At 68.8% G+C, this 17796-nt stretch carries 7 protein-coding genes; 4 read left to right on the top strand and 3 right to left on the bottom strand.

Annotation, left to right across the window (positions count from 1 at the left end; genetic code table 11):
* Nucleotides 1-37: 37 nt before the first annotated feature.
* Nucleotides 38-337: a family 4C encapsulin nanocompartment shell protein gene (locus R2834_16515; protein MEZ4701938.1), complete on the top strand. Its 300-nt coding sequence runs from the start codon at nt 38-40 to the stop codon at nt 335-337.
* A gap of 21 nt (nt 338-358) precedes the next feature.
* Here R2834_16515 and R2834_16510 read toward each other — a convergent pair whose 3' ends face one another.
* The 3 genes from R2834_16510 to R2834_16500 are packed head-to-tail and all read right to left on the bottom strand — an operon-like array spanning nt 359 to nt 2564.
* Nucleotides 359-1051, bottom strand: a complete 693-nt coding sequence (locus tag R2834_16510; GenBank protein MEZ4701937.1) for an RNA pseudouridine synthase — start codon at nt 1049-1051, stop codon at nt 359-361.
* Between the two features lie 48 nt (nt 1052-1099).
* Complete coding sequence (locus R2834_16505) at nt 1100-1453, bottom strand: MmcQ/YjbR family DNA-binding protein (protein ID MEZ4701936.1); 354 nt, start codon at nt 1451-1453, stop codon at nt 1100-1102.
* 40 nt (nt 1454-1493) lie between these two features.
* Complete coding sequence (locus R2834_16500; GenBank protein ID MEZ4701935.1) at nt 1494-2564, bottom strand: TM2 domain-containing protein; 1071 nt, start codon at nt 2562-2564, stop codon at nt 1494-1496.
* 313 nt (nt 2565-2877) lie between these two features.
* Here R2834_16500 and R2834_16495 point away from each other — a divergent pair, with 313 nt between their 5' ends.
* From R2834_16495 to R2834_16485, 3 genes are all read left to right on the top strand, one after another.
* The gene (locus R2834_16495; protein MEZ4701934.1) at nt 2878-3354 is read left to right on the top strand and encodes a hypothetical protein; all 477 of its coding nucleotides are present in this window, start codon (nt 2878-2880) and stop codon (nt 3352-3354) included.
* Between the two features lie 611 nt (nt 3355-3965).
* A complete protein-coding gene (locus R2834_16490; GenBank protein MEZ4701933.1) occupies nt 3966-5696 on the top strand; it encodes a hypothetical protein in 1731 nt (576 codons plus the stop codon).
* Between the two features lie 65 nt (nt 5697-5761).
* Nucleotides 5762-17773 carry a hypothetical protein gene (locus R2834_16485; GenBank protein MEZ4701932.1) on the top strand — a complete coding sequence of 4004 codons (12012 nt, stop codon included), beginning with the start codon at nt 5762-5764 and terminating at the stop codon, nt 17771-17773.
* The last annotated feature ends 23 nt before the right edge of the window (nt 17774-17796 follow it).

Here is a 17796-nt window from a genome sequence, read left to right as displayed (position 1 = left end):
GCCTTATGTTTTGAACCGTCCCAGACCTCCCACGACCATGACTGTTCTTGAATATGCGCCGAGCGAGACGGAGATCCTGGACTTCATTCATGACGGAATCCGCCAGCTGCAGGAAGCGGGCTCCGAGCCCCGGTATATTCTGATGGGCACGGCCGCCTACGCCACCCTGCGAAGAGCCATCGCCACGCGGTTTCAGCGGACCGCCGGCACGTTCGAGAGCTACCAGTACCTCCCCATCGTCGTCGATCCGCTTCGCGACCATTTCGTGTGCGTACTCCCTTCGTCGCACGAGACGGCGAACGACGTGGCGCTCGTCCGGTCGACGCGGCCGGGCTGAGGGCATGCCGCGTGACGTGCTTCAGGCCAGCAGGTCGTCGACGATGCGCTCGCGCGCCCAGGCCGGCCACGTCGCGGGCGGCGGCGCCGCGAAGACGCAGCGTTCCTCGCGGGTGGGGTGATCGAACGCCAGCTGGTAGCTGTGCAGGGCCAGATTGCGGCCGTCGAACGGCTGCCGGGCGCCGTATTTGAAGTCTCCCACGATCGGGTGGCCCATCTCCGCAAGCTGCACCCGGATCTGATGTGGGCGCCCGCTTTTCGGCTGCACGTCCAGCACCGTCATGCCGTCCCGTTGCCGCACGGCTTTCCAGCTCAGCTCCGACTGCATGCCTTTCGGATGGTTCGGCCCCACGGAGCGCACCCGGAGGTGATCTTTCCAGAGGTAATCGACCTGCGTCCCCTCGCCGGCGCAGCGCCCCTCCACGAGCGCCACATACCGCTTCCCAATGGCGCGCGTCTTGAACTGCGCGGCCAGGCGCGAGGCGGCCTTGGACGTGCGGGCGAACACCATCACCCCGGATACGGGGCGATCCAGCCGGTGCACGAGCCCGAGAAAAACCTCGCCGGGTTTCTCGAAGCGTACCTTGACATAGGCTTTCGCCATGGTCAGCAGATCGAGATCACCGGTGGCATCGCCCTGCGACAGCACGCCGGCGGGTTTCTCGACCACCAGCACATGGTTATCGACATACAGGATCGAGGCAGGGTCGAGCATGGAGATGAGGTAGGTCGCGTGGGGAAGGCGGGCCAGACCCGGCGATCGTCAATCCCGCAACGCGTCGCGGTCCGCCTTCTTCAGGCTCGCCACGACGAGTTCGTAGGAATGATCGATCAATTCCCGCACTTCGTCGTCCGGGATGCCGCCGTCGCATACAACCGTATTCCAGTGCGTCTTGTTCATGTGGTAACCCGGCAGGACGGATTCGTAACGTTCGCGCAGCTCGATCGCCCGCTCCGGGTCGCACTTCAGGTTGACGCGGATGGGTCGCGCATCGAACCCGGTGAGCGCGAACATCTTGCCGGCCACTTTATAAACAAGCGCATCCGGACCGAAAGGGGTCTCTTCGGTGACGCCTTTTTTGGCGAGGCAGTAGGTACGAAACGATTCGAACGTCATCGATTTGTGATGCTGTCTGGAAAATGGATGGCCGGGGGGCTCACCACCCCTTCAGAAAGCCCTGCGCCAGAAATACGAGGACGGCGGCGGACATGAGCCACCGCACGACGTTCGGCCGGCGCAGGAGGGTGTGTTTCATGAGGATGGCGCCGATCGGCGCGGTAAAGCCGCAGATGAGGACAAACCCGATGACGACGCTTTTCAGCCAGTTTTCGAGGAAGGACCCGATATCGAGGTTCACGATCTGATGAAAGACCTCGCCCCGGAAGAGTCCGATGAGGGCCGACGCCATGACAAACACCCCGCCGATTTCGAGATACAGACGCGCCTCGGCGCGCTCTTTTGGGCGGAACGGGGCATAAAACAGGGCGAGGATCGGCCGGAAGTAGAGCACGAGCCGGCGCCCCGGGGCATTGAAGTGATAGAAGAGCCGGAGCTTGTAATCCCAGTGCAGCAGCCCGCGTGCGATAGGCCACTCGCGGTACGGGATGAGCCGGTGGGCGAAATGGATGGTGAAGATCATGGCGATCGCCGCCACGGCCGGCATGCGCTGCCCCACCTCGGCCGTCGCGCCCCCGAGCATGTAGCCGAAGAGCATCAGGGCGACGACGTCCAGCCCGATGGATCCCCATCGGCGGAGCCGGCTCTCGGGGCGCCGCCGCGCCTCCGTGCGCGCCGTGTACCACGGCGGCATGTCCAGCAGCACCTCGGGCCCCACGCGGGGCACAAAATCCATCCCGATGGGCGGGCGGTCTTCGCGTTCGCGGGCAGCCTGCTCGGTGTTATAGGCATCGACCAGGGCGCGAAGCTTGAAGCCGTCCACGATCCACCAGACGAGCACGCCCCCGGCGGATAGCGTCATGAGGGCGCCGAACCCGAACTGCTCCAGATAATACCGGTGCGCGCCGAAGAGGCCCCCTACCGACCACAACACCCGGGCCACCACCGGATTGGCGCGGCGATACCGATGCATCTCCCGGATCAGCTGGGCCTGGTCGTGGGCATGCAGCGCTGTATAGGGCAGCGGCGTTTCCTGAAGGGCGCGGTCCGGCAGCGAGCGGACGGCCTCCGTCGCACGTCGGGCGACGGAGGCGATACGTGGTGAAGCCATGTTTTCCAACGACGTGGGAGGTGCGCCAAACATACGACGGATCGGGGCAAGGAGGCGACCCCCCGCCGGGGATAAAAGTCGCGCCGGCGCGATGGAAAGGCGCCGTGGCGACATCGGGAAAACCGCCTACAGGCCCCCATCTGGAAGCGCAGCCGGCACGAGGGGAATTTACCAGATCATTGCCATCCAATCTGCACACAATTGTGACATTTGAAGGCGCCGCTTTCTCTTAATTAGTCCCCGTAATCGCCGATTAGATGCGACCAGCCATTCCGGAGATCGAATGATCCAGCGTTACAACCAGGACACACCCATGCAGCACATTCTCAACACCCCATCGACGCGCACGTCCGACCTTCGCCGGCTGACCGATCGGGTCCATGGCGCCGACACGGCGCAGCTGTTTGGTCCTTTCGACTACGACGAACTCTCGCGCGAGGAGGAACTGGCCTATCGCGTCGAAGCCATCCAGATCTCCATCCTGCAGGAGCGCTACGCCGATGCGCTCGACCATGCCGAGGCGGCGCTCAAGATCGCGGAGCACGAACCGCTGATCCATCATCTCGCCGGCCGCGCCCTCTGGGAGCAGGGCGAGCAGCGGACCGCCGCCGAATCGTTCGTCTACGCCGCCGAGCTGCTTCAGGGCCTGTACAACGGCAAGCCGCCGGCGCGCTACAACGCCGACCCTTCCCAGGTTTACTTCATGGCCGCCGAAGCCTGCCGCGCGTTCGATCAGTACGCCGAGGCGATGGATTTCTACCAGCAGGCCGCCAATCACGCCCTGCAGTAGGAGACCGCTCGAGGTTCGGCCGAAATCTCATCCGGCTGGAACCCGCCCGAACACGCGTCGTTGACCGCAGAAGAAACGCCGTCACCAACGCGCCTCACCCACGCCCATCCTGTCTGGCTCGCCTCGCAGCACCATCGTACGCCGCGAACCGCGCCGCCAGCTGCACGTCGAAGTCGCTCCGCATCGTTTGCGTCGACATCCTGATTACGCGTCATCGGAAGGCAGGGAATGAGGGGATGGCGCCGAGGCGATCGGCCGTTTCCCTTTGCGCCAAAGGCGCAGGATACCATGCGCATAAGACTGAATGAGTCTGCTCGGGATGCGCTTATCGTTGTGTCCTCGGCAGGAAAGCATCCCGCGGCTCCCGCTTCGACGCACATTCGCCTCCAGGTCCCGTCAGGCCGGGTTTCCCGACAGGCAATCTCCACGTCCCGATCCGGTCGATCGGCGCTGGCTTGCAGGCAGCCCCGGGTTCATTCAGCGACCCACTCTTGCTTTTCCGTCCAGGACCCGCAGCTTCTTACTGTCCCGCGGACTTCCGCGCAGCCACACCCTAACGTCTTATCAGCACGTTGCGTCCCGACCGGTCCTACGATATCGTACCCAAGATATTGACCTTCGCACTGCTCCTGCTCGTGGCTTGCGGGAGGGGAACGGCGGATGCCCAGACGCGACCGCCGGCGACCAGCCTCGGCCCGCTCGCGCTGGGGGGGTCGATCGGCGTGAGCACCGAGGCCTACAGCGTCAGCGGCATCCCGGCCCGCCGGCCCTCCAACAGCGGCGCGTTCTTCGGCGCCGCCACCGCGGCGACGGCGAATGTCAACTACGGCCTCGACTTCTACCTGTCCACGGAAGACGACCGCCTCCGCCAGTCGCTCAACCGGTTCGCCCTCTCCGCCGGCAGCGCGCAGTTCAAGGCCACGCTCGGCGACATCAACCCGACGTTCTCCCGCTATAGCTTGAACGGCGCCACGGTGCGCGGCGCGTACCTCGACTACCGGCCCGAGCGCTTCGTCGTCTCGCTCCTCGCCGGCCGCTCCCGCCGCGCCATCGACACGGGGATCGGGGCGGCCATCCGAAGGCCGGCCTACGACCGTACCCTGTTCTCCGCGCGCGTGGGCGTGGGACAGGAGAACCGGACTCACCTGCACCTGATCAGCCTCATCGCGCGCGACGCCCCCGACACGGGCGGCGCCGGCATCCGGGCCGCGCCCGTCGAAAACGTCAGCTTCACGCCGGAATTCAGCGTGTATCTTCTCGAACGGCGACTTGCCGTGAGCGGCGAGCTCACGGCTTCCGCATTTTCGCAGGACACCCGCGCCGCCCGAACCGATGAAGGCGACACCCCCGCGATGCTGGGCTTTTTTACGCCGCGCGTGGGGAGCCGATTCGACGTCGCCAGCCATATCGAGACGCGGTACACGCACACCGATTTCGCGGACACGTCCATCTTCGACCAGGTCACCGTGCTGGCCTCGTACGAGCGCGTCCAGCCCGGCTTCGTATCCCTCGGCCGGCCCTATACGCGCAGCGACCAGTCCGTTGTGCGTTTCCAACCCCAGGCCCGCCTGCTCGACCGGCGCGTCCAGCTCGCGCTCGACGTCACCTCGCGCCGCAACAACCTGAGCCGCACCCGGAACGCGACACTCAACCGGAATCAGATCAACCTGTCCACCCAGGCCCAGGTCAGCGAAGCCCTGTTCGTCAACGCCGCCTACCTCTGGATGGCCAACGCCAACAATCCCGTATTCGACGACCCGGCCAGCCAGTTCCTCCGGCAGCGGCTCGTCTCGCAGACCCTGCTGATCTCGCCCGTGCTCACGCTGCCGATCGAGCAGCTGACGCACCGCATCTCCCTCACGCTCGCCGTGCAGAAGCTGGCGGACAAGACCGAGCGCGACCCCGGCGTGGATCGCCGCGCCGTCCAGTTCGACAACGTCACCTCGACGCTGTCGCACGCCGTCATCCTGCCATCCGGACTTTCCGTGAACAGCGGGCTGAGCCTCATCACGAGCAAGGCGCCCTATACAGACGTGCGGGCGCTCAGCCTCAACGCCGGCGTCAACGCCGGCCTGATGAAGGGCAAGCTCAACGCCGGCGTCAACGCCAGCGTATCCAGCACCAGCCTGACGTTCAACCAGCCCTTCGACGTCGAAACGGCCGAGAACACCCTGGCCAACCGCGAAACTTCCCGGCAATACGCGCTCACGCTCACCGGCACCTATCGGGTGACGGGCCGCGACGTGCTGCGCCTCAACGTGCGTGGCTTTGCGACCAGCCAGCCCCTGCGCGGGAATTTCCAGGAGATCCAGTCGACCCTCCGCTTCGAACACAAATTTTAACCGGCGCCAGCGCCCTGAACCCGACGAACGACCGCACGATGCGCGCGCGATGCACACATAGCCTTTTGTCCCGCTGGTTGCGGCGTGCCCTGATGCTCGTCCTCGCGGCCGGCTGGGTCCTGCCGTCGATGGGCCAGGGCACCGTGCAGGTCATCGTGACCGGCATCCCGCCCATCCTGGAATCGCCGTATATCGCCGACATCGACCAGCAGATCGAGCAGGGTCGTTATGTGGTGCAGATCGTCTATATCAGCCCGAGCCGGCAGCCGCGCCGCTTCCGCCTCCACCTGACGCTCGACCGCGACGGGGAAACCGTGCTGGATCTCACCTCCGAAGCGAATACCTACGAGCCCGGCATCCATACGTACCGCCGGCTCGACGACGAGCCGGCCGTCCTCTTCCCGATCTCGTACGGCGAACTGGTCAACCTGCTGGATGCGAAGACCGGATCGACCGGCCTGCTGCCCGAAGGGACCTATGCCCTCACGATCGAGGCCGTCCCCGAGGAGGCGGATCTCCTCCTGCCCAGCGTGCCGGGCACGGCCGTGTTTGAGGTCCGCTACGCCGAGCCGCCGATGCTCCTCGCGCCGTTCGATCAATCGGTCCTGACCAGCCAGTTTCCGGTATTTTCCTGGGCGCCGATCGTAGGCGCTCCGGCCGGCAGCCTGTTCGAGTACGAACTGCTGATCGTGGAGGTCCTGCCCGGACAGGCGCCGTTCCAGGCCCTCGAAAGCAACCGGGAGCTCGTGCGCCAGACCCTGCTCGGGCAGACGGCCTTCGTCTACACGGCCGATCGGCTCCCGCTTGAAAAGGATCACACCTACGCCTGGCAGGTCCGCGCCCGCGACGCGGCGGACCTGATGCCCGTCCTGGAGGCCGGCGAGACGGAATTTTATACCTTCACCGTCGGCGTGGAAGGCCTCGGCGGGATGGTGGCCTCGTGGAATTATCCGGTCAACACCCCCTTTATCGTCCACACCCTCGCCAACCCGCAGGAAATCGACCCCGATCAGACGGAGCTGTTTCTCGACGGCCCGCTCCCGATCGAGTTGAACGGCGTGCCGACCGAGGCGCGGTTCGAGGGCGTGCTCGTCGATGTCGAGACCCAGTCGATCATCGAGGGCCAGCTGTTTATCGATGAACCGCTGGCGATCGAGGTGTCGCTGAACCCGTTGACGGACGCCTTCAGCGGCTATGCGTTCGTCGCCCCGGGCAGCGTGCTCACGGGCGACGACGCCCTGCTCCTCGAATGGAACAGCGGGCTGCGCATCGATCGCGACGGGCTGCATCCGGACGGGACGAGCCCCGCGCGCGTCGCCTACACCGGACTCGACGGCAGCGCGTGGACGGCGACCTACTCCGGCGACATCGCCCTGACGCTCAAGCCGTTCGCGGTCACACGGGGCCGCATCGATTTCGCGGCCGAGGGCATCGCCCGCGCCTACGCGGACCCCGCCGGCTTCCATGTGATCGATCGCAGCGACCCCGTCATCGCCCAGATCCCTGACCGGCTCGTCGTTGGACAGGAGCGCCTCGCCTACGTGCCGCTCAAACGCAACGGCATCCCCGTCGTCGATGCCGAACCGCAGGCCAACGGGCTGCTGAAACTCACTCCGCGCGCCGGCACGCGCCTCGAGGCCGTTTTCCCCGTCTTCCGCGGCCGTACGCAGGGCCAGGCGCCCCGCTTCGACGCCACGCTGCAGTCGGTGACGATACAGTCCGGCACTGGACTGATGGCCGGCGGATCGGTCGACATCGCGATTCCCGACACGGCCGAGCCCTTCACGCTCGACCCCGTCGGCGTGCCGCTGGCGCCCGCGAGCATCGCCATCGCCGTCCGGGACGGCGCCCCGCAAATCGGGTTGACGGGCGCCCTGACGGTGTTCGGCAAACCGGTCGCGGGGGGCAAAGCGGTGACGTTCTCCGTCGATCCCCACGGCGTGCTGACCGGCCGCGTGGCCCCCGAAACGGTGTCAGGCACGATCGCGCTGGACGAGGCGGGCTGGGCCCGGCTGGCCATCGAGGAGGTGCGCGGCGACGTCCGTCTCCCGCTCCTCGGGGGCGACACGCGGGTGTTCGACCTGGCCGTCGACGGGGCATTCCGGGTGATGGCGGCGGACTCGGTGGCCGCCAGTGCGGCGATCGGGTTCACGTACGCCGGCGCGACCGATGTCGCCCTCTCGCGTTTCGAGCCCGCCGCGGGCCATCATCCGATCCAGCTCGGCGCGCATGCGCTCGACGTCAACGGCATCGACGCGCTCTGGCTTTCGTTTGCCGATGGCCAGGCGCCCCGGTTCATGGCGGCGCTCGACGCCGGCCTTCGCTTCCGGGTGGGATCCGACACGCTCTCCGCCCCGCTCCAGGGCGTAGAGCTGCGGGAAAACGGCCTCAACCTGCCTCCGCAGGATGTCAACGACGCCACGCCCGGACTCGGGCGGCAGACCATCGCACTGGGCGGCTTCGACCTCGCCCTGCTGGCGCTGCGGATCCCGTCGACGCGGCTTGCGGAGGCCACCTCGCCGCTGGATGTCCGGCTCGACGTGGACGTGCGCCCCACCGGCGGCGCGCAGACGGCCGCCATCGCCGGCCTCCCGCTCACGCTGCAGGATGCCCGCCTCGACGGCGGCTTCCTGAACGGATCCCTCATCCCGTATCCCCTCGATCGCACGCCCGCCCGCCTCGACCTCGGCGCCCCGCTCCGGATGGACGCGCGGCGCATCGCCGGCCGCTTCTTCGCGGACGGATCCGCGCAGGGCTTTGAGCTGCTGTTCGATGGCGACCTCGCCCACGCCGCGCTGACCGATGCCGCCGGCGCCCGCTGCGCCCCGTATCCCGCGACGCTGCAATGGTCCAGCCGCTCGGGGTGGACCGGAGGCACCGCGCCGATGCAGCCGTGCGGCCCCGTCCCGGCCGGCCCCATCGCCCTGGCGTTCGACTCGGCCCGCGTGCAGATCCGCTACGACCGCGACGCGCTGGTCACCTGGATCGAGGGCAACGTCACGGGCGTGCGCCAACCCCTGCAAGGCACGACCGCCCCGGCCACGGGCACGATCACCGTCGACCTCGCCGATGGGCATGTCGTGGAAGGCTCCGCGCGCCTCGACGCCTTCGAGTGGGCGTACCCGACGGCCAGCCCGCTGTTCGCGGTCGACGTCGACGAGGCGCGCCTCGATGCCAAGGGACTCACCTTCTTCGCCGACAGCACCCTCGCCGCCCGCCGGCTCTCGGACGACACCCCGGCGCGCTTCGCCTTCGGCGATACGTTCAAACTGGGCGCCCGGCCGGCCGTGGCCAACACCGGACGCGCCGATTTCATCGCGGAGAACGCGCGGATCGGCACGTTCGACGAAACCGGTTTTTCGATCGGACGCGCGATGGAGCCCGCCGATCTGCCGGACCGGATCGCCCTGCCCGGACTGAGCGGCTACCTGCTGCTCCGCGGCGCCGCCGGCGACCCGGCGTTCACCGTTACGCGTTCGACGCGCGGGCAGACCGTCCTCACCGCCGGCAGCGAGGCCCGGCTGCTCGTCACGCAGCCCGTCCGCTTCACGATGCCGGTCCGCGGCGAGATCACGGTGAATGACGCGTTCGACGTCCTCGCCGGCGCGATCACCGGAGAGACCGAGCCGCTGGCCACTTCGCTGCAGCCGCTGGAGGTCGTCCGCATCGCGGCAACCTATTCGGAAGCCACTCGCCGCTTTTCGACGACGCTCGACGTCCGCGCCGCGCTACCACCGCTGCTCGCGACCGATTCCCTGACGAGCGTCGACGCCCGGCTCCTGCTCGGCGACGACCGGTCGCTCGCCGCCGTCTCCGCCGCGCCGCGCTCGTGGTACGACGATCTCCTCCGCCTCGCGGCGGAATCGCTGGTGCTTCAACTGGAAGACGAGACGCCAACGGTCACCTTTGAAGGGTCGATGGCCTCGGCCCTGCTCCAGTCCGATTCCACCGCCACGCAGGGACTCCGCTTCACGGCCCGCTATGACGACGCGGAAACCGGCTGGACGTATGGCGTGACAACGCGCGAATCCGCGCCACGCGCGTTTGCCCTGGGCGCCGGCACCTTCCTGCTCGACCCGATGCTGGCGAACCGGCTCCAGGCCAACCCGCTGCCGGTGCTGAGCCTCGCCGGCGTCGTTCAGCTTCCCGCCCGACTGGGCGAGACCTTCAGCCTGGGTCTGGCCGTCGAAATCGGCCCCGCGGGCGTCTATCTCGGCCGGCCCTACTCCGGCGTCGAGCGTCCGGCGCTGATCGAAAACCTGCTCGGGATGCAGATCGGCCGGCTCGAATGGCGCTACGACGAGGCCCGCGCCGCACTCGTCGCCTCCCTCGACGGGGCCTACACGTCGCCCCTCCTCCAGAACCGCACGGCGGCGTTCCGGGGGATGGAAATCGGGCTGGATGGGGCCGTCGCCCTCGGCCAGGCCGGCATCGGCGCCGGCGTCCAGACCGGCACCGCACTCTCGCTCCTCGGCGCAGGCCAGACGGTGGACGTCATCCCCGGCGTGTTCCGGCTGGATTCCCTCTCGGTGGCCCTCGCAGACCAGGGTCTGGCCCTGACCATGGCCGGCCCGATCGACCTGCCGGCGCCCTCCGAACGCGTCGGGACGCTGCGCGCCCAGGCGCCCGGGAGCGTCGCCGCACTGGGTCGGGGCCGTCCGGCCGCCACGACCGTCGCGCCGTCCACCGCCGCGCTGTTTCCGTCGGGGCGCGCGACCTACCGGGTGGGCGTCGACGGCGCCCTCGAGGCTACGCCGGTCGACTTCGGCGGCGCGACGCTGCAGCAGGCGGACAAGCCGGCGTTCCAGATGGCCTTCGGCGATGCTGCCATCTTCCAGTACGAGGCGGCCGATCTCGACTTCAATCCGTGGCGGCCGACGGACGCGCGCCTCCGCGCCGCCGCGCGGCTCTTCCTGCGCACCAGTTCCGGCGTGGAGGCCGGCGACAGCACCCGCATCGCGCGGACCGACGTCTCGACCCTGCCGGCCGTCGCCTTCGGGCGCGCGTCGGATCTCGAGCGCCAGCCCGGCATCGTCGTCGGTGCCGGCGCGCCCGTGCGGTATCTGACGGCGTTCCAGGCCGGCTCCGGCGCCTCGCCGCTTATCGTCGGCAACGCCCTGTTCGATTTCCGGGTGGAGACCGTATCCCTGCCGGATGCCTCCTCGCCGACAGTCGCGCTGGCCGGCCACGTGCGGCTGAAGACGCCGGGGATGACGGGCGACTTCGCCCTGCGCGACATGACCGTCGGCCCCGACGGCCTCCAGGAAGCCGGCCGCGCCGACGGCGCCGCCACGCTCAGCTTCGGCGACATGCTGGCCATCCAGACCGGCTGCGTCCTGCTCGACCAGCGCCGGACCACGTTCCAGCAGGTCATGCTGGAGAACGAACAGGTGCTCATCCTACCGGACGGCACGATCGGCGCCGAGGCGGAAACGCCGTTGCCCGTGCAGGCCTACGTGCGTTTCGGCGCCGCCTGCGGCGACACGCTCCGGGTCACCCTCGCCGACGGCTGGTTCGCCGGCGTCGCACACGGCGTGGCCGCCTACCAGACCGTGGAGGGCGACCTCGGGCTGCGCATCGACCGCCTCGAAATGCCCTTCACGCCGGACGCCCGTCTCGTCGCCGATGTGCGCTCCGCCGACGAGCCGCTCACGCTCGACATCGACGGCGCAACGTTCCTGCGGCAGACCCCGCTGACGACGACGGGCCATGTGCGCTCGCGGCAGGGCCGGCCCAGCCTGGCGCTGCTCTTCTCCCCTTCCGAAAAACAGCTCGCCTGGATACCGGGCCTCGCCCGCGTCACCACGGCCGGCGGCGGCCTCTTCTATCGCCCCGAGCCGGCGGATCTGGAGCTGGTGTCGCTGGTCCTGAACGAACGCCATAACGGAAATTTCCAGCCGAACAACCCGGCCGGCTGGCCGGCGGCGAACGCGCCGGACCTGGCCCTCTACCTCCCGGTCGACGCCGCCATCCTCCCGGCCGACAGCGCGAGCGGCATCACGGGCCGGGGGCTCCTGACCCTCGGGCGGCCGTTTACGCATCTGGACCTCAACGGCACGCTCCTCCAGCGCGACCGCGAGCTGGAGGCCGGCCTCTTCCTGGCCCTGACGCAGCGCGACACCCTCGGCGCAACGCTGGAAGGCACGGGGGCGCTGACGCTGAACTTCACGTCCGTTCTCGGCGGCATCGTACCTACCGGGTTCAGGGCCTCGGCCGATCTCGGCTGGTCGGCGTTCGGGTACGGCGACTTCGTCCTGAACGACGCGCTGTCGCTGCCCGGTCGGTACCAGGCCGGCCCTGACGGCATCCTGCTGGACCTGGAGGAAAAACTGCCGGTCGCCACCGGCGGTCTCGCCGTCTCGCAGCCGGCGCATATCCATCTCTGGTACGAGCGCGGCCAGAACAGCCCGGGCGGCTATGCCGCGTTCGAGAGCGACCTGTCGCTGATGCCGGGCATCCATCTGGGACGCAACCGGCTGACGGGCACGTTGCTCAACGACCGCGACGAGCGGCTCCTCTACGCCGCCGCCAATGTGTTCGTCGACGTCCCGTTCGTCTACACCGGCCCGCTCGACCCCTGGCTTTCGATCCAGGAAGGCGGATATTATGCCGGCGACGCGCGCAACATGACGTTCCGCCGGATGGTGACGGAAGCGCGCCAGCACAGCGCCTCGATGCCCACGCTCGCCGCCGACGCCTCTGCGCGGCTGCAGGAGGCCGTCCGCGTCCTCAAACTGGCCACCACCGACCGCTTCGCGCCGGCCCTCCCCACCGTGCTCGCTCGCCCCGACGACGCGCTGCGCGGCTTTGGCGATGCCCTGCTCGATGCCGAGAAAGTCGATGGCAAACTGCCCGAGACGCTCGCCGATCTCGCCGAGGGCCTCTATGCGGATCCCGCGCGCCCCGCGCAGACGGCGGCGCAGGGCGTGCCGGCCACCACGACCGAGGCCGCCGACGCCTGGCGCGCCATGACGGAGGCCGTAGAGACCGCCGAACGGACCGCCGAATCCGACCTCTTCACGCTGGGCGGCCTCGCCCCGCGCAGCGTCCTCTGGCTCTCCGACCAGGTCGATATCCCGGAAGATCTCAAGGCGTCGCCGCTGATCGACGCCACGTGGCCGAACGCGTCCCCCACCGGCACGGGCCGCTTCGAAATCGACCCGAACATCCAGCGGCTGCAGACCGCGAACCTGCTCGACTTCAAGCAGCGCAACGAGGCGCTGGACATCCAATTCCTCCGCGCCGTCGGCGGGCTCGAGATGAACCTCGTGAACCTCAAGATCGCGCGGTCGCCCGACCAGCCGATGAGCTATGCGCGGGCCATGGAGGCCGTCGGCGCCTACTACGGCCGGCAGACCGACGCCGAGTGGTCGCTCCGGGAGTGGGCGTCCGGGCGCCGGCAGTGGCTGGCCGCCCAGGAACGCCAGATCGACCGGAGCCTCGACGACCAGCTCAACGCGGTGGACGACAAGCCGGAGGTCATGCGTAGCACGATCCTCGGCCGCATCGCGCGCATTCGGGACATCGCCGGAGCCGCGGGGTGGGAGAACGAGATCGTCACGGACGAGGCCGCCTTCCGCCAGCGGGTGACGCAGGCCGACGCCGAAGCCCTCAAGGGGCTGTATCGATCCACGGGAAAATGGCTCTGGTTCGACGCGCCGGCGGCCGCCCTCGCGGCGGCGGCGGATACCCTGGGCGCCATCGCGAGCGAGCGCGCCGGCCGCTACGAACTCCTGCGCGACTCCATCGCCGGAGCCTACAGCGCCTACACCCGCGCGCTGGACCCGATGTACGACATGCAAACGGCCATGACCACGACCCTCTACGGCATGGCGGAAGAGTACAAGAACTGGCGCTCGTCGATGCGCCAGCTCGATCCGGAGGCCGTCAACCTCGCGTTCCAGTTCCTCCCCTACCGGGGCAACTACCGCATCCTCGCGGAAGACCTCATCCCGCCCACGCTCGATGCACTGAAGATCGGCATCGACACGACGGGCTATACGGCGACGTCGACCATCTCGTGGAGCGCAAGCCACCCGATCGAGGTGGCCGAAACGAGCGTGGCGATCACCGCGGCATCCGATACGGCGGCCGTCTTCGCCAGCGTGGCCTCGCTGCCGGCCTATTCCTATACCGCCATCAAACGCGATGTGGCGAACCGCAACCAGACGTACGACGTGACGGTGCGCGTCCGCGGCGCCGGCGGCCTCACCGCATCCCGCTCGGGACGGTTCACCGTGCCCGTCGACCCCGCGGCACAGGTGCCGGCGCCCCGCCCGGACTCGCTGCTGGTGCCCCAGGACGACACCCCGCCGCCCGCGCCCGCCATCGCCGAACTCACCTATTCCGCCTACTTCAGCGACGAGCCCAACACCCTCGCCTTCACGATCGACGCCCTGCGCGACCCCGAGTCCGGCATCGCCTCGCTGGCCTACCGCATCGTGAACGAGCAGGATGCGAACGACGTCCTGCAGGACTGGACGCAGGTGGTCACCACGACGCCGGATTTCCCGGGCCGGCGGATCGAAACCGGCCTCCCGGTGCAGGAACGCAACCTCGCCATCCGGGTCCAGACCCGCGCCGAAAACGGCGCCGGCCTGCGTTCCGAGAGCAGCGCCTCGCTGCGCCTCAGCCTCGACGACACCCCGCCCGTGGCGGCGCTCCGGTCGCTTACCTACTTCAACCCGTTCAGCCTCGAAAACCCGAACAGCCTGCTGGTGGAATTCGAGGCGCTCCAGGACGCCGAGTCGGGCATCCAGCGCGTCGAATACGTGCTCGTGGAAGGGCTTGAGACGAATCTGGCGGAGGCCGACTGGGAGCCGTTGACGACGCTGCGGCAGTCCCAGCGCGACCTGGGCGCCCGCACGGAATACCTGCCGCTGGCGGAGGATGCCTACCGGCCGCGCGGCTATAACCTGAATGCCATCTTCCGGGTTACGAACGGCGCCGGCCTCCAGACCATCGCGCGCCGCACCATCCAGATCCCCGGCCGCGACGCGACGGCGCCGAGCGAGCCGCAGCTGACGCTCGCGCACAGCGGGTTCTACACGCCCGGGCAGCCGAGTCAGCTCCACATCCTGCTGAACGACGTCCACGACGTGGAGTCGGGTATCGACCGGCTGCTGTTCCGGGTGCTCGACGGCGCGACGGGCCGGCCCATCTACGACTGGGACGACTTCGTGCTGCTCGCGCCGAATCAGCTGGCCTTCTATCTGGAGAGCCTCGAGCGCTCGCTGCCGCTGCCCCGTTTCGACAGCGGGCGGCCGGTGATCGTGGAGGCCCGGGCGATCAACCGCGCCGGCGTCACGTCCCGCACGTCGGTCGCCTTCCTGCAGCTCGACGTGGACGACACCGCGCCTCCGGCGCCGGCGGTCGAAGTCGCTATCCGTAACGATCAAACGCAGGCGCAGCCGGAGGCGATCTCGCTGAACGTGGGTCCCGTCCAGGATCCGGAATCCTTCATCGCCGCGGCCTCCTACCGGCTCGTCGACCCCGCCAGCCAGGCGGTCCTGGTCGACTGGCGCGCGTTCGACTTCGCGAGCCCCTCGCACCAGTTCCCCGGCGCGTCGATCGAAATCGACCCCGCGACGCTGCCCGCAAGCCGGGCGCCGGAGGTGCAGGTCCGCGTCACCAACGGGCAGGGGCTGAGCGCCGTATCGAGCCAGCGCATCGCGCTGGACGCCGCCGCATCCGCGCCGGCCACGCCCGACGTCACCCTGTTCTACAGCGACGCCGGCGACGACGGCGCGATACACATCGTCCTGAAACCCATCGCCAACCCGATGGCGACGCCGTCCGCGATCCGGTACCGGCTTCGGGATGCCGACGCCGCCGATCGGGTACTGGTGCCCTGGCAGGACGTGCCCGTCACCGCCGGCGAGCGCTTCGCCGGCCGCACGGGCGTCCACGCCCTCCCCGACTCGCTGCGGATCGAGACCGCCCTGGCCGAGCTGGTCGTCGAGAACCGGCAGGGCCAGGCGTTCCAGAGCCACGCCATCCTGAGCATCCCGCGGGCCGGCGCCCTGCGGGCGTCGCGCCCGTCGGCGCCCGCCCTCGACCTGTTCTTCTACGACGCCGCCAACCGCATCCTGACCAACACCCTCGAACTGGGCATCGGCGACGCGTACGACGCGCGCTCGGAGATCGCCTCCGTCGCGTACCGGGTCACGCTGACCGATGCCGCCGGCGAACAGACCGTGCGTCCCTCCGATACGACCTGGTACGAGCTGGACATCAAACCGGGTGTCTATTTCGCGGGCGAGCGGGTCCAGATCGGCCTGCCGGACCTCGCCTATCCGGCCCAGGCCGTCGCGGAAGTCCGCCTGACGAACGAGGCCGACCGCACGACGACCGCATCCACCCGCCTGGCCCTCGCCCCGGTCTCCGACGACACGCCGCCGGTCCCGCCGGCGCTGACCGTCTTCCAGCTCGATACGCCGCAGCGCAATACGCCGGCGCGCCTGCGGATCGTCGCGGGGTCGGCGACGGACCCGGAATCCGGCGTCGAGGAAATGGCCTATCGCCTGATCGATCCCGAGCGGCCGACGGCTCCGGTGGCCGACTGGACACCCCTGACGAACCAGCAGGACGAGCGCCATTACGCGCCGGCCCCGGCCACCGTGACCGTCCCGCCGGCGTCGACCAACAGACCGCTGCTCGTCCAGCTCCGGACGCGGAACGGCATCGGGCTCGAAAGCCTCGTCGAGTCGCCCATCACGCTCGTCAGCGACCGCACGCCGCCGGTGATCGAAGGCCTTGCGGCGGCCGCGGCCGGCCCCGCGTACGCGCCCGACCGCATCGATATCGTCCCCGGCCTCATCGCCGACCCCGAGTCGCCGATCGACCGGATCGCGTACCGCGTGGCCCTCGAGGGCGACACGACGAGCCTGATCCAGGACTGGACCGTGGTGGATGAGCCCGAGGCGCCGCGTCTGCGCGCCCGCACCCTTTCCGTCCCGCTTCCCAACCTGGCCGGCAGCCGCACGGTATCCGTGGAGGTGCGCGCGGAGAACGCCGCCGGCCTCGAAACGACCGCATCCACCCGGGTGGCGATCGAGATCGACACCACGCCGCCGCAGATGCCGCGCATCGACCTCGCTTTTGTGGACAACACGCAGGGCGAAGGGTACCTCCTCGTCACCCCCGGCGCATTCCGGGACGCCGAGTCGCTGATCGCCGGCCTCGACTACCGGATCTACGACGCCTCGGGCGACTCCTCGGTGTTCCGCGACTGGACCCGCCTGCCGGTGCCGAACGTGCTCCGCACGTCGACCCCGCCGTTTTCCATTCCGCGGACCGCGTTCCCGTTCGACGGCGCCCGCGAGGTGACCGTCGAGTTCAGGGCGCAGAACGGCGCCGGCCTGTTCGCCTACCGCCAGGGCACGATCGCGATTCCGGGGGATGTCACGCCGCCGGATACGCCGGCGCTGCAGGTGGTGCACCACAACGCCTACGACGCCCAGCACCCGAACAGCCTCGAGCTGCAGATCGGGCCGGCCGGCGACGCGCAGTCGTCCATAACGGACGTCGCGTACCGGATCCGCATCCCGGGCGCCACGGAAGCGACCGGGGCCTGGACCTCCGTTTCCCGGCCCACCGAGGAACGCTTCCCCGGCACCCTGCTGTATGCCGACCTGCCGTTTCTCGCATCGAGCACGGTGGCCGACGTCGAGGTGCGCGTGGTGAACAGCGCCGGCCTGGTGACGACGACCGCCTCGCGGGTGGATGTCGTGATCGAAAGCGACATCACCCCGCCCAGCCTCGAAATCGCCCTGCACTATTTCTCCGACCAGATGGCGCTCGTGCTGAACGAGCTGTCCGATCCCGAATCGCGGATCCATGAGGTCGAATACCGCTTCCTCGACAACGTCGACCAGACCGTTCTCGCGGACTGGAAGCCCGTCTTCGAGATCTCCGTCCCGCAGGACCGTTTCGAGCGGCAGATTTATGCGGTCGAAAAACCGACGATCCGGAGCGGCCGGACGCTGAAGGTCGAGGTCCGCGCCACGAACGGCGCCGGCCTGCAGACCCTCGTCAGCAAGACGGTCCTGTTCAAAACCCCGGGGATAGGCCAGTGAGCACACACCGAGCACCCATAACG

This window comes from Rhodothermales bacterium (assembly GCA_041391505.1).
GTDB lineage: Bacteria > Bacteroidota > Rhodothermia > Rhodothermales > JAHQVL01 > JAWKNW01.
The sequence above is the reverse complement of the archived record's forward strand: the minus strand, read 5'-3'. Positions and strand labels throughout refer to the sequence as shown.